At 47.3% G+C, this 13,240-nt stretch carries 13 protein-coding genes; 6 read left to right on the plus strand and 7 right to left on the minus strand.

Annotated features, from left to right (window positions below; all coding sequences use genetic code 11):
- Nucleotides 1-20 precede the first annotated feature (20 nt).
- On the minus strand, nt 21-569 hold the full coding sequence (locus E1919_RS22240) for an arylesterase (protein ID WP_162055612.1): 549 nt from the start codon (nt 567-569) through the stop codon (nt 21-23).
- A gap of 106 nt (nt 570-675) precedes the next feature.
- On the minus strand, nt 676-1,131 hold the full coding sequence (locus E1919_RS22245; RefSeq protein WP_162055613.1) for a PA2169 family four-helix-bundle protein: 456 nt from the start codon (nt 1,129-1,131) through the stop codon (nt 676-678).
- Between the two features lie 295 nt (nt 1,132-1,426).
- Here E1919_RS22245 and E1919_RS22250 point away from each other — a divergent pair, with 295 nt between their 5' ends.
- Nucleotides 1,427-3,511, plus strand: coding sequence for a carboxy terminal-processing peptidase (locus tag E1919_RS22250; protein ID WP_237144780.1), 2,085 nt, complete (start codon nt 1,427-1,429; stop codon nt 3,509-3,511).
- An 86-nt stretch (nt 3,512-3,597) separates the two neighbouring features.
- Entirely contained in the window at nt 3,598-5,361 is a 1,764-nt protein-coding gene (ggt, locus tag E1919_RS22255) for a gamma-glutamyltransferase (protein WP_162055615.1), read from the plus strand.
- Here ggt and E1919_RS22260 read toward each other — a convergent pair.
- On the minus strand, nt 5,355-5,765 hold the full coding sequence (locus E1919_RS22260; RefSeq protein WP_237144782.1) for a hypothetical protein: 411 nt from the start codon (nt 5,763-5,765) through the stop codon (nt 5,355-5,357). The two genes, ggt and E1919_RS22260, sit on opposite strands and share 7 nt — an antisense overlap.
- 137 nt (nt 5,766-5,902) lie before the next feature.
- Entirely contained in the window at nt 5,903-7,060 is a 1,158-nt protein-coding gene (locus tag E1919_RS22265; RefSeq protein ID WP_162055616.1) for a trans-sulfuration enzyme family protein, read from the minus strand.
- 261 nt (nt 7,061-7,321) lie between these two features.
- Here E1919_RS22265 and E1919_RS22270 point away from each other — a divergent pair, with 261 nt between their 5' ends.
- Together E1919_RS22270 and lysS are read left to right on the plus strand one after the other, a co-directional pair.
- On the plus strand, nt 7,322-8,350 hold the full coding sequence (locus tag E1919_RS22270; protein ID WP_162055617.1) for a hypothetical protein: 1,029 nt from the start codon (nt 7,322-7,324) through the stop codon (nt 8,348-8,350).
- A 498-nt stretch (nt 8,351-8,848) separates the two neighbouring features.
- Nucleotides 8,849-10,390 carry a lysine--tRNA ligase gene (gene lysS, locus E1919_RS22275; RefSeq protein WP_162055618.1) on the plus strand — a complete coding sequence of 514 codons (1,542 nt, stop codon included), beginning with the start codon at nt 8,849-8,851 and terminating at the stop codon, nt 10,388-10,390.
- An 80-nt stretch (nt 10,391-10,470) separates the two neighbouring features.
- Here lysS and E1919_RS22280 read toward each other — a convergent pair whose 3' ends face one another.
- The 3 genes from E1919_RS22280 to E1919_RS22290 form a co-directional block, all read right to left on the minus strand.
- A complete protein-coding gene (locus E1919_RS22280) occupies nt 10,471-11,049 on the minus strand; it encodes a YtxH domain-containing protein (protein ID WP_237144784.1) in 579 nt (192 codons plus the stop codon).
- 265 nt (nt 11,050-11,314) lie between these two features.
- Nucleotides 11,315-11,605 carry a YtxH domain-containing protein gene (locus E1919_RS22285; RefSeq protein WP_162055620.1) on the minus strand — a complete coding sequence of 97 codons (291 nt, stop codon included), beginning with the start codon at nt 11,603-11,605 and terminating at the stop codon, nt 11,315-11,317.
- 165 nt (nt 11,606-11,770) lie between these two features.
- Nucleotides 11,771-12,184: a YtxH domain-containing protein gene (locus tag E1919_RS22290; protein WP_162055621.1), complete on the minus strand. Its 414-nt coding sequence runs from the start codon at nt 12,182-12,184 to the stop codon at nt 11,771-11,773.
- Nucleotides 12,185-12,380: 196 nt separating this feature from the next.
- On the opposite strand from E1919_RS22290, the gene E1919_RS22295 reads away from it, so the two are divergent.
- Both E1919_RS22295 and E1919_RS22300 read left to right on the plus strand, forming a co-directional pair.
- Nucleotides 12,381-12,623, plus strand: coding sequence for a Kazal-type serine protease inhibitor domain-containing protein (locus tag E1919_RS22295; protein WP_162055622.1), 243 nt, complete (start codon nt 12,381-12,383; stop codon nt 12,621-12,623).
- 35 nt (nt 12,624-12,658) lie between these two features.
- Nucleotides 12,659-13,030, plus strand: coding sequence for a cupin domain-containing protein (locus E1919_RS22300; protein WP_162055623.1), 372 nt, complete (start codon nt 12,659-12,661; stop codon nt 13,028-13,030).
- Nucleotides 13,031-13,240 lie beyond the last annotated feature (210 nt).

Here is a 13,240-nt window from a genome sequence, read left to right on the forward strand (position 1 = left end):
ACTGCTGTTGGTATGCATCGTTAAAGCAAATCTTTCAATACCCTCCAAGTATGCTGTGCCAGCACCTTCTGCCCTTCAGCGTTCGGGTGTACACCATCCGGTAGGTTCAGGTAACGGTTGCCCACCACGCCCTCCAGCAGGAAGGGGATAAAGGAAACATTCTCCTTCAGCGCCAGCTCCCGGAACAGTTTTCTAAACTCAGCCGCATACCTGCCGGGCACAATATCTGGTATTTCCATACCAGACAGGATAATCTTCACCTCAGGATATTTCAGCCGCACTTTACGAATAATCTCGTGCAGGTTCTTAGTTGTTTCGCGGGTAGGAATCCCACGCAGGCCATCGTTGGCTCCCAGGGCCAGCACCAGAATAGCAACCGGCTCGTTTAACCAGCGGTCTATCCTGTACACTCCCCCGGAGGAGGTATCACCACTCAAACCTGCATTCAATACTTTATAGTCATACCCTTCTTCAGTTAGTTTTACCTGTATCAGGCTAGGGTAAGCCTGCGCGGCAGGCAGTCCGTAGCCCGCAGTCAGGCTGTTTCCAAAAAATAAAATATTCTTCATCTCTATCCGTAGCTATTCATGCTAAGGCAGTGCTGCTTTGCACACCACCTGCTAAATAAAAAGGGTTACCAAATTGGCAACCCTCTCTAACTTTCATTTTTTTTGCTTAGTCTACTGTATCCTTCATCTGACGGAGTTTTTCACAGGCAGCCAAGGAAGACTGCTTCTGCTTCTCTACCATCTGAACGATATTCTCAGGGAGTTCGCCTTTATGATCCAAGGCATCGTTATAGGCCTTCTGCGCCCATTCTTCGCCATATAAGTTAGATTCTATTATTACCTCTTCATCACTACCAGTCACGGTCGACTTTACATCCATCCAGCCTCTGAAGATTTTACCCTTCGTTGTAGTACTTTCTTGTTTTTCGCCACCGTATTTGCTGATGGTTCTGTTTATCTGGTTCGAAAACTGATTGCTTTCGTTAATTAGATCATTATAGAAAGACTTGTGCGCGGGATTTTTTGTAGCTTCGGAAGCATGCTTGTAACCTTCAATTCTATCGTTCACAAACTGGTTAAGTTCCTGCAGTACATCTATCGTCTTTTCATTGTTGTTTTGCATAGCTTTTCTGTTTTAGTTCTACTATCCGAAACGAAAACAAGCCTTTATGAGTTATAATAACTAGTGGCAGCAGCCGTATACACTAAGTAAGCGGCATGTGCCGGGTACGTAATGTGATTACCTGGTTTATGAAATAAAAAGTTTTCACTACATTACGATTTAAAGCTTCGCCTCTGGGCCGTTCATTATCTTCGGCATCACTTTTGCGTAACATAAATAGTACTTTCAATTTAATTAGATGCTATCATTGACAACTCGTTTCAAAATCATATTGTCTGTATTTGCAGTAATCCTGTTGACAGCTTCTTTTATTCTTTACAAGAGCGACACCACGCCCGAAGAGAAGAATCAGATCCTGATCAAAGCCTTGATGCAAGGCTTAAATAGCGGACACTACCAGCCAGAAAAAGTAGACGACGCTTTCTCTCAGAAGGTCTTTGACCTTTATTTACAGCGCCTCGACTTTAACAAGAAATTTTTACTTGCCTCGGATGTGCAGAATCTGCGCAAGTACAGAACAACTATAGACGACCAGCTTCGTGAGGGATCCTTAGAGTTTTTTGATGTCTCTGCCGACCTTGTCGCGCAGCGCACAAAAGAATCTCAGGCCTTCTATAAAGAGATTCTCTCCCAGCCTTTCGATTTTTCAAAGAATGAGGCGATTCAGACGGATGGAGAGAAACTTTCTTATGCCGAAGACAAGGCTGCTCTTAAAGACGCATGGCGTAAGCAGCTGAAATACCAGACGCTCGTTCGCCTGTCAGAAATTAAGAAAGAGCAGGAAAAGGCATTGGAAAAAGGCGAGAAGATAGAGACGAAGACCATTGAGCAAATGGAGAAAGAGGCCCGTGAAAAGGTACGAAAGTCCTATGAAGACCTCTATGAGCGTATGGACAGAATCAACAAAGATGACCGCCGTACAACTTATATCAATGCCATCACCAACGTGTATGACCCACATACAGGATACTTTCCTCCTAAGGATAAAGATAACTTTGATATCGAATTTACAGGCCGCTTAGAAGGTATTGGAGCCTCTTTGCAGGAGAAGGACAACCAGATCAGGGTAATGGAAATTGTTCCTGGCAGCCCTTCTTACATGCAAGGCGATTTAAAGCCCGGCGATGTAATTCAGAAAGTGGCGCAAGGCGATAAAGACCCTATTTTAGTTGAAGGAATGCGTCTAGACGATGCAATCCAGCTTATAAGAGGCAAAAAGGGAACAGAAGTCCGCCTGACGGTGAAGAAGCCAGACGGATCTTCACAGGTTATCCCGATAGTACGAGACATCATCGTTTTAGAAGAAGGATACGCACAGTCTGCCATCATTGATGACAAGGAGAAAATCGGCTACATTAAGCTGCCTGGCTTTTATGCTGACTTCCAGAACAAAGACGGCCGCTTTAGTGGTGCTGATGTGAAGAAGGAAGTTGAGAAGCTGAAAGCAGCAGGCATGGAAGGACTTATCCTGGACCTGCGCAACAACGGCGGTGGTTCTCTTTCAGACGCCATCGAAATGGCTGGTCTGTTCATAGACCAAGGACCCATTGTGCAGGTTAAAACAGCTGCAGGCAAAGCCGTAGTTCTGAACGACCGCGACCCACAGGTGCAGTATGATGGCCCACTCGTAATTCTGGTAAACGCTAATAGTGCATCGGCTTCTGAGATTTTAGCAGCAGCAATGCAGGATTACAAACGTGCCGTAATTGTTGGTAGCCCAACTTATGGTAAAGGTACTGTACAGCAGTTCTTTGAGCTGGATGAGGCACTGCCAGCACAGTTCAACAACTACAAGCCGTTTGGTGCCCTGAAACTGACAACGCAAAAGTTCTATCGCATTAACGGTGGTACTACACAGCTGCGCGGTGTAACGCCGGATGTTGTTCTTCCGGATGCATACCATTACCTTGAGTTTGGTGAGAAAGAGCAGGAACATCCGCTTCCGTTTGACGAAATCTCTCCTGCCAAGTACAAGACTTGGTCACAAGGCAACCTGAACCTTGCCAGGGTACAGACTAACAGCAAAAACAGAGTAGCCACAAATGCCAGCTTTACGCTGATTGAAGAAAGTGCAACTCGCTTGAAAAAGCAGTCTGATAATACAGAACGCTCGCTTCAGTTAGAGCAGTACCAGGCGGAGGAAGCCAAAGCAGAGGCGGCGTCCAAGCGCTTTGAAGCAGCTCAGGAATCTGCACCGGCATTGGATGTTACCCGTCTGCAGCAAGACCTTCAGGCTTTAGGAAACGATACTTCTAAAGTGGCTCGCAGCAGAGAGTTTGTGAAGAACCTGAAGAAGGATGTGTATGTGGAAGAGGCTGTGGCCATCATTCAGAACGATTTGAAGCCAATGGCCATCACAGGAAAACCGCAGAAGAAATAAGCTTAATCTAATATACTTTGAAAACGCCGGCTATAAATTATAGCCGGCGTTTTTTATATTACCCCTTCAAGCTTTCAACACCAGACATGCTAAATCATCCTCTCTACCTTTCGGCTTATCCTCTAAAAGGATACACTATAGCAAACCTTACATTCTGGCTGCTGCTTCTCACGTTATTCACTTCTTTGCTGAGTAGCTGTGCCACAGGTTCAAACCCCAATTACACGGCACAGGAAAGGGGCCTGGTTTCAAACAAAGCCATGGTGGTTTCGGCTCACCCTGAAGCCTCCAGCGTAGGAGTAGAAATTCTGAATAAAGGCGGCAATGCCTACGATGCCGCCATAGCCACTCAGTTTGCACTGGCAGTGGTTTACCCTGCGGCAGGTAACATAGGCGGAGGTGGTTTTATAGTTTATCGGCAAAGCAATGGCGAAACGGGCTCTTTGGATTACAGGGAAATAGCTCCTGGCGCTGCAACAGCCACAATGTACCAGGATATAGCGGGCAATGTGATAGACGGCCTGAGCACTGGCGGGCATTTAGCCGCCGGAGTACCCGGCTCAGTAGACGGCATGGTGCAGTTGCATGCCAAGTTAGGTTCGCTGCCCTGGGCCGAGTTGATACAACCGTCTGTTGATCTGGCAACCAACGGAGTGGTACTGACGGAGAAGGAAGCCAATGGCCTGAACAACTCAAGAGATAATTTCCTAAGGTATAACAAGCATGTCCCTTACCTTGTGCAGGATAATGCATGGCAGGCAGGCGACACCTTGCGCCACCCGGACCTGGCCCGCACACTGACCCGCATCCGCGACAAAGGCCGTGATGGCTTCTACGCCGGTGAAACCGCTGATTTAATTGTGCGGGAAATGCAGCGCGGCAACGGCATTATCACCCATCAGGATCTGCAAAGTTATAAAGCCCAATGGCGGCAGCCTGTTACAGGTAAGTACAAAGATTACAGTGTAATTTCGATGGCGCCACCTTCCAGCGGCGGTGTAGCCTTACTCCAACTACTGCAGATGGTAGAGCCTTACAAACTAAACCAGTATGGCTGGCAAAGCGCGAAATCCGTGCAGCTGATGACGGAGGCAGAGCGCAGGGTGTATGCCGACCGTGCCACCTACCTCGGTGACCCGGACTTTGTAGAAGTACCTGTTCAGGAGCTTCTAGACCCACTTTACCTGAAAGAGCGCATGGCAAGTGTAAATTTAGCCAGGGCCACTCCTTCAGCTGCCGTAAAAGCCGGAGAAATGCCGGTGTATGAGTCGGAGCAAACCACCCATTTCAGCATTGTCGATCAGTTTGGCAATGCGGCATCAGTTACCACTACGCTGAATGGCAGCTACGGCTCTAAAGTAATGGTAGAAGGCGCAGGCTTTCTGCTGAACAACGAAATGGACGATTTCAGCGCAAAGCCGGGCGTGCCGAATATGTTCGGACTGGTAGGCGGCAAAGCAAACGCCATTGCTCCAGGCAAGCGCATGCTCAGCGCCATGACGCCTACAATTCTGGAAAAAGAAGGAAAGCTCTACATGGTAATAGGCACACCGGGAGGCTCCACCATCATCACCTCTGTTTTCCAGGCTATCCTGAATGTAACCGTACATGACATGACGATGCAGCAGGCTGTGGCGGCCCCACGTTTTCATCACCAGTGGCTCCCAGATGAGATACAGCACGAGCCTGAGGCGCTTTCTCTTGATGTAAAAGCCCAACTTATCAGCAAGGGCTATAAACTGCGTGAGAGAGGCCATTATGGCCGTGTGGACGCTATTTTAGTTTTACCCGGTGGCAGACTAGAAGGAGGTGCCGATCCCCGTGGTGATGACAAGGCAGCGGGCTACTGATCTACCAGGCCCTGCTGCTGCTTCCTTTTCTGAATAAACCCAGCTACATACACGCTTACTGCAGCAATACCCGTGGCTGTCATAAGCCCGAAGATGGTGGCCCTGCGGTTGAGTACTTCCGGAGCAAAGGTTCTTTTAACTTCCCTGGATGGTGCTACGGCTTTGGCAAACATTCTTCCCGTCATGAGTGTAAGCACCGTCGTAAGCCCCACGGCTGCATGCGCCACTGTACTGTTGCCTGCCTTTACTCCTGGGGTCAGTGCAAGCAAGGCCCCTCCTACTACTGGTGGTATGAGCGCTGTCTTTGGCCTGTTCTCGTTGAGAAAGTAACTTGTTAATCCTGCTCCAATTAAGGTTGCGGCATGTGCGTTATTTGCGATATCTGGTCTGTTAACTATGTTCATCTTTATTGTTTTTTACCCTTTTACCAGCTGCGGTCTGCTGGGGTTATACTTAATTATAAGTTACAGGCAAGAACTCAAGGCTATAGAAAGGCACCTTAGTATAACAGCCCGCTCAAGCCTTACGTGAAGCAGCTTTACTACACTTTGTCTAAAGCCTGTTCTAAATCTCTGATAAGGTATTCTGGGTCCTCCAGCCCTACGTAAAACCGCACCATGTTAAAGGGCAGGTCCGACTTCATCTCCTCAGAAGCATAAGTGGCCGATACCGGGAAAATAAGCGACTCATGCCCGCCCCAGGATGCTGCCATCAGAAAGTGCTTAAGGCTATCACAAAACCTATCTACCTGTTCCATACGCGCGGCCTTAAGGTACAGGGAAAACTGACCAGAGTTATCTCGCATCTGGCGCTGCGCCAGTTCATACTGTGGGTGCGTGGGCAGAAAAGGAAACAGAACCTGCTCTACCTTTGGGTGCTGAGTTAAATAGCCCACCACTTTGCGTGTAGAGGCTGCTACCCGCTCCATCCGTACCGGCAGTGTGCGAAGTCCCCTGATAAACAGCCAGGCATCATGCGGCGACATCACTGCCCCAAGTGTTAAGAACTCTCCTTTAAAAATCTGGTTTATACGTTCGCGGGAGCCGCACACAATACCACCCATCGCATCGGAATGCCCGCCGATGTACTTGGTGCAGGAATGCACAACCAGGTCTATACCGAAGGCAATTGGGTTCTGGTGCAAGGGACTGGCAAAGCTGTTGTCGATGATGGTGATGCAGTTGTTTTCTTTGGCGAAAGCCGCCAAGGTAATTAAATCCTGCAGCTCAAACGTAAAGGAAGTGGGACTTTCGAGATACAGCAACCTCGTGTTTGGCCTCATGGCATCTTCGAAGTTGCCAATGTCTCTCCCATCCACCATCGTGACCTCTACACCAAAGCGGGGCAGAAATTTCCGCATCAGGTTTTTAGTCCAGGTATAGGGCCGCTTTACACACACCACATGGTCTCCGGCTTTTACCTGCGAAAGTACGGCCGCTGCTATAGCACCCATGCCACTACCAAAGGCAACGGCATGCTCTGCCCCTTCCAGCGCTGCCATTTTCTTTTCAAATATAGTCACCGTAGGGTTGTTGCCCCGGCTGTACATATACTCGTCCTCCTCATGCTTCATCTTGTATCGCATGTCGGCTACGGTCTTACTCGCAAAATTGCTACTCTGTATAATGGGTGGTGCTACTGCCTCAAAATACTGCTCCCGCTCCTCCCCTAGTTCGTTGATGATGTATGATAGGTCCATAGTTTCAGCTTTATTCTAACTTCTTTTACTCCTTCGCAGCGCTTTACGTTCAGCAGCTACCAAGTGTGCCTAGAACAAATACTAATTATTTTAGCAATTATAGGTCGATTTTCTATTTTCCTGCTTCCAGCATCCAGAAACGCACCAAATATTTTCAAAAACTATGGTAACTTGTTGATTATAAGCCTATTTATTTTTATCTTGTGCTATAAATATTAGCATTTATTGCAACTGTTGCTGGTTCACAGATGTTGTTAGTATATGAAAGAGAAAGAAGAAGAAAATGTTGTTTCGCTGTATCCGGAGGAGCAGAAAATGACGGAAAAAGAGTGGCAGAAATCAATACCGGCCCAGGTGTTTCTGAACTACTTTTTTGCGATAAATTACCATATTCAGCACTTCAACGATAATGGCTTAGCGCATCTTACTTTTTTCAAAGAGGCTAGGCCAGAACTGAACGATCAGGATATGGAGGCTGTAAAACGCTTGCTGCTGAACTGTTGGAGCACAGAGTATGCCTTGCGTACCACTGCAGAGTTGGGCGACGAGGCTTATATGCGCAACGCGCTCCACTGGACTTTCCCGCAGGCTTACTATACTGTTTTTGCCGGGCTACAGGCTTTCCTGCGCACGCGCGGTGTAAGTTCAAATCACGAGGCGCTTATACTCCGCGAAGCAGGGCGACTGGTCGTGAAGAATGCCTACCCCAGAACGATAGGATTCTATGCTTCCGGACATTACGAGGATTTTAATATTAACCGGCTGCCATTGGCGCACTATAAGCCGGGTCTGCAGATAGCAGGCAAGGAACTGGAGGCTCAGGCACAGATTGGGCAGTTCTTGCGCACCTCACGCCGCCAGAAAGCGAAAGCGGTAAGGCAACAGGTACAGGCAAACCCTGCCACGGCCATACGCAGCAGCCGCACAAATGAGGTACTTCAGAAGTTCGGGCCGCAGCACTGGCAGCAACTTACGTGGCGCGTGGGCTATACTACTATTTTTGACCTGATGGCGCGCCTGCGCATCTCCTCATCGCACCGCGAAATTGAGCGCTTTGTGCAGGCAGACATAGACTTCAAGTTGTTCCATGAGTCGCTGCTGGAGATTGTGAGTTACCTGAACGGCATCCATGAAAGTTATGTGGCGCAGGCCATGGGTATGCAGCAATACGAGGCTTTTGTGCAGGAACTGCCAAAGCACCTGCAAAACTCTTTTGCAGGTGCCAGAATGCAGGAGCGAATCAAGCCGCTCTTCACAGAAGAGGATTACCAACTGGGGCAGGCAGCTTAAGCTACCTTACTCATACATACGTATACTTCAGGCTCCCGTGGGTTTATACCTGCGGGAGCCTTATTGATTATGAATAACTGATTTTGAATAAGTGATTAGTCGGATGAGAGAATTCTAAGTAGCTAAACACTCAATTCGCCTACCTTCAATAAGTGCTACATGTCAATGAATTCCAGCTTCTCTATTCTGTCATCCTGGAAGGATCTTGCTAGAAGGGAAGTTAAGCTTTTGCGGCTCGCCCACAAGATCTTTCTAGGATGATAGGGATTGCAGGTATTTCTATCTGACATGATGTGATATAGCTATATGAAGCGTAGGTAAAACTTCTAAACCTGTGCGTGCTTAAGGAGAAAAACAAAATTTTGCGTTCTAACTATCGCTCTAAACCAACAATTTAACAATTAAGCCATTTAACAATTAGCAGATTAACCTTTAAAAGCTGCCATTTATTTACGAATTTTGCAGATTATTCAAAACAACCACCATTACTAAAAACGCATGCAACTGAGCGAACAGGAACTACGCAGACGCCATGAGCGCGAAGAGCTGGAGAAAATGGGCATCAACCCCTATCCATCTGAGACCTTTGAAGTTACTGCCACTGCCAAAGAAATAAAGCAAAATTTCGATAAGGAAAAGAACAACTACCAGGAAGTAAGCCTGGCTGGCCGCCTAATGAGCCGCCGCATCATGGGCAAAGCTTCCTTTGCGGAACTGATGGACAGCACCGGTCGCATCCAGATTTATGTGTCGCGTGATGATATTGCACCGGACGAAGACAAGGCCATGTACAATACCGTGTTCAAGAAGATGCTGGACATCGGTGACTTTATCGGTATCAAGGGTTATGCTTTCGTGACGCAGGTGGGTGAGATTTCGGTACACGTTACCGAATTAAAAGTGCTGACAAAATCGCTTAAGCCGCTCCCGATTGTAAAGCGCGAAATAGACGAGAACGGCGTAGAGCACGTGTACGATGCGTTCAGCGATCCGGAACTACGTTACCGCCAGCGCTATGTTGACCTTGTGGTAAACCCGGATGTGCGCGAAACATTCAAGAAGCGTACGCAGCTGGTAAACTCTATGCGCAGCTTCCTGACAGACAAAGGCTATTTAGAGGTGGAAACCCCTGTCCTGCAGCCTTTGTACGGTGGTGCGGCGGCTCGTCCGTTCAAAACGCATCACAACACCCTGGACATGACGCTGTACCTGCGCATCGCCAACGAACTGTACCTGAAGCGCCTCATCGTGGGTGGTTTCGACGGCGTGTTTGAGTTTGCGAAAGACTTCCGTAATGAAGGCATGAGCCGCTTCCATAATCCGGAGTTTACGCAAGTGGAGCTTTACGTGGCCTACAAAGACTATAACTGGATGATGGATCTGGTGGAGGCGATGGTAGAGAAAGTGGCCATGGACCTGCACGGCACTACCGAGGTGAAAGTCGGAGACAACACCATCAACTTCCAGCGCCCATGGAAGCGATTTACTATGTTTGAAGCCATCGAGCATTTCACAAAGATTGAAATCTCCGAAATGGATGAGCCAGCCCTGCGCCAGACAGCAGAAGGCTTGGGTATCAAAATTGAGCCAACGCTCGGCAAAGGCAAAATCATTGATGAGATTTTCGGGGAGACCTGTGAACCATACCTAATTCAGCCAACATTTATCACGGATTACCCGGTAGAGATGAGCCCGCTGGCCAAGAAGCACCGCAGTAAGCCAGGATTGGTAGAACGTTTTGAGGCAATCTGCAACGGTAAAGAAATCTGCAATGCTTTCTCAGAGCTAAACGACCCGATTGACCAGCGCGCCCGATTTGAGGAGCAACTGGAACTGGGAAAGCGTGGCGACACAGAAGCGATGGTGCTGGACGAGGATTTCCTCCGTGCCCTGGAGTATGGTATGCCGCCAACAGCAGGACTGGGTATCGGCATCGACCGCCTGAGCATGATCATGACAAACTCACACTCTATTCAGGATGTCCTGTTCTTCCCGCAGATGAAACCTGAAAAACAGGAGAAGAAAGAAGAGGAAAAGTAAGCACAATCAAATACAATCAAAAAGAAAGCGCCTGCTACAATGTAGCAGGCGCTTTCTTTTTGATTGTATTATCGTACCCCTTATGGTTTAGGTGGAGTAGTTGGCGTTGCCGGACCACCTGTAGCAGGAGGTGTTGTTGGGCCGCCTGGTCTTGTAGTTCCTGGGCCTGTGTTGCCTGTACTTCCCGGGTTCCTTGGGTCATTTATCATATTCTTCACATCACTGTCACTACGCTTGTCAGTATCCGTGTACGGGCTGTTCTTTGTGGTGCCAGTAGTAGTTGTACTGGTAGCCACTCTACCTGTAGTTGCAGTAGGAGGTAGATCAGGAGCTTGGTTTACGTGCGCATCTGTCTGGCCTCCGCCTTTGTTTACCTTGTTCATCAGGTCGTTTACCTGGCTACTTACTTGGTCGGTATATTTTTTAGCTGATTCTGTTACTTTTTTGCGCATAGCTGTACCTCTTTCAGGAGCTAAAAGCAGCCCGGCAAGAACTCCTACACCAGCACCTGCTAACAAGCCTGCGGTGAAACCACCAGCACCAGCAGCTTTCTTTTTCTTCGATTTTGAAGAAGTATCTTTCTGCTTCATCTGGTGTAGAGAAGAAGATGACTCCGTATTATAGTTTGATCCGCGTTCTCCTAATGATCTGCAATCCATGTCTGTTCTCATAGTTCGTATTTTTTTTTATTTGGGGTATATCATTTACATAAAGTCCGTATAAAGACTTTATTTTCTACTAATAACGAGATAGGCAGTAATAGGTTAGAAAAGCCCCTGAAAAACAAGTTGCGCCTGCTCTATATAAAGAACAGGCGCAACTGAAGGTAACATTAGCTTCGTTCATGAGCAAAGCTCATATGGCCTTTGCTACAGAATAATATCATTCTGCACGTTACCAGATTTATTTCACTGTACCAGGTGGTTAAGCGTTACCGCTAGTAGAGCCCGTTGCGTTGCCGCCTGTTGTGCCTGTATTAGAACCGCCTTTATTGGATTCTTCGGATTTGCCGAACGTGTCACCGCTCATGTTCTTGATTTCGTCTAAACCAATTTGCAGATTCTTTTCTAAGTCTTTGCTTACTTTTCCGGCCCATTTCTTAACACTGGTACGGGTAACTTCACCAGTATCCGGTGCCATTAGTAAACCTGCAATTACACCGGCACTTGCGCCAGCCAACATAGCTAATAATATCTTTCCGCTATTATCTTTCATAGTCTTGATTGGTTGTTATTAAATTTATTTATACTGTTTTTACAATGTTTATTAAATAACGTTTAAGTATAGCATTAAGTTATATCTATACAAAAGAATTCTATTACTGTGTGCTTAAAGGCACAGATTAACCATTTTTACATGGCCATTGAAAGATGTTATTTATTATTGCCCAATCTGAGAAATAAGGCGCACTATCTCATCTTTTGTCTTGCCAAGCTTACGCTGTAACCGGTCAAGTAACTCCCTTTCGCCTCCTTCCTGATAGTCCAGGTCGTCGTCTGTCAGATCATCATAATTATTTCTCAGTTGTCTCTTCACATCAGTCCAAGACCCTTGCATGACCAGTTCATCGTCATCACTGCCTGGTCCTTGGTTTGACATAGCCTTAATTCTGGCTGTCCAACGCTTCAACGTATTATTCACTTCATCCCCTGCCTCAGTCAGGCTTTGCATCACGCTCTGGCGGGCGGCGCGGCCCTCTTCAGGCGCCAGTAATATGCCTGCTACTACACCAGCACCTAATCCTGCCAGGGAAGCTAAAAGTATTTTTCCGTTGTCTTTGTTCTTTTTGTTCATGGTTTTGATTTAATTAAGTATCATTCTGCACTTTCCACGCCTTTCAGGTACAAGCACAGCAGCAAAAAGCCGCCTACCGCTTTTATTTCCATACTTTTGCGCATCGAAATTACATACGGTTTCAGCCATATTTGGTTAATATAGGTACAACAAGTGAAATGACCGCGTATAAACCAAAAACCATCCACAACATAAAATGAAAAGTATAACCACTGCTTTTTTTGCCCTGCTGCTGAGCAGCGTGTTTTCCTGCGCGGGCACTGAAACGGCTCAGACTAACTGCATTGATCCTGAAAAAATAAACCCTGACGGCATTTGCACCATGCAGTACGACCCCGTGTGCGGCTGCGATGGCAAAACTTACAGCAACGCCTGTGTGGCCGACAACGCAGGCGTAACCTCCTACACCAAGGGTGCCTGCAGTGGTAATGGCGCTTAACAGGCGCGCTATGTATACATATTAAAACAAAAGAAATGAGCGATAAAAAATACTTCAAACAAACGAAGCCGTTTCGGGTACCCACCCACGACGGCAAATTTATAGAGGAGCACTTTGGCCACGCCTCCACCCAAACCGGTACCTTCAGCGTGGCACACATGGTAGCGCCTCCCCGTTGGGGAGAGCCTCATCAGAAGCCCGAATTCGATGAGATCACAATTGTTACACGGGGCCGCCAGCTAATGGAGATAGACGGAGAAGAAGTAGAAGTAAAAGCCGGGGAGTCTATCCTGATCAAAGCTGGTGCGCGTATCCGCTACTCAAACCCTTATGACGAAGAAACAGAATACTGGTCCATCTGTATTCCCGCCTTCGATATCAGCACCGTTCACCGGGAAGATGACTAGCGCTTCCTGTGCTTCCTAAGTGTTGAAGGATGGTGAATGACGTGTGAATATTTTATCTGGTTACCCTTTATGAAGAAGATACACTTAGAGCATGTTTAAATTTAGAGGATTAGCAAAAAAGAGCGAGTCAGTGCGTAAGCAATGGGTAACCAAACTCAAAAGCTTATGCAATCTCAATACAAGAGACTCACTGACTCGCAATGGGACATT

Source organism: Pontibacter pamirensis, assembly GCF_010015475.1.
Taxonomy (GTDB): domain Bacteria; phylum Bacteroidota; class Bacteroidia; order Cytophagales; family Hymenobacteraceae; genus Pontibacter; species Pontibacter pamirensis.

Bases quoted from the DNA above. Each gene is read 5' to 3' on its own strand.
- E1919_RS22245 (WP_162055613.1), bottom strand. From the start codon at position 1,131: ATGCAAAACAACAATGAAAAGACGATAGATGTACTGCAGGAACTTAAC.
- E1919_RS22240 (WP_162055612.1), bottom strand. From the start codon at position 569: ATGAAGAATATTTTATTTTTTGGAAACAGCCTGACTGCGGGCTACGGA.
- lysS (WP_162055618.1), top strand. From the start codon at position 8,849: ATGCAACTGAGCGAACAGGAACTACGCAGACGCCATGAGCGCGAAGAG.
- E1919_RS22265 (WP_162055616.1), bottom strand. From the start codon at position 7,060: ATGGACCTATCATACATCATCAACGAACTAGGGGAGGAGCGGGAGCAG.
- E1919_RS22260 (WP_237144782.1), bottom strand. From the start codon at position 5,765: ATGAACATAGTTAACAGACCAGATATCGCAAATAACGCACATGCCGCA.
- E1919_RS22280 (WP_237144784.1), bottom strand. From the start codon at position 11,049: ATGGATTGCAGATCATTAGGAGAACGCGGATCAAACTATAATACGGAG.
- E1919_RS22300 (WP_162055623.1), top strand. From the start codon at position 12,659: ATGAGCGATAAAAAATACTTCAAACAAACGAAGCCGTTTCGGGTACCC.
- ggt (WP_162055615.1), top strand. From the start codon at position 3,598: ATGCTAAATCATCCTCTCTACCTTTCGGCTTATCCTCTAAAAGGATAC.
- E1919_RS22285 (WP_162055620.1), bottom strand. From the start codon at position 11,605: ATGAAAGATAATAGCGGAAAGATATTATTAGCTATGTTGGCTGGCGCA.
- E1919_RS22270 (WP_162055617.1), top strand. From the start codon at position 7,322: ATGAAAGAGAAAGAAGAAGAAAATGTTGTTTCGCTGTATCCGGAGGAG.
- E1919_RS22290 (WP_162055621.1), bottom strand. From the start codon at position 12,184: ATGAACAAAAAGAACAAAGACAACGGAAAAATACTTTTAGCTTCCCTG.
- E1919_RS22295 (WP_162055622.1), top strand. From the start codon at position 12,381: ATGAAAAGTATAACCACTGCTTTTTTTGCCCTGCTGCTGAGCAGCGTG.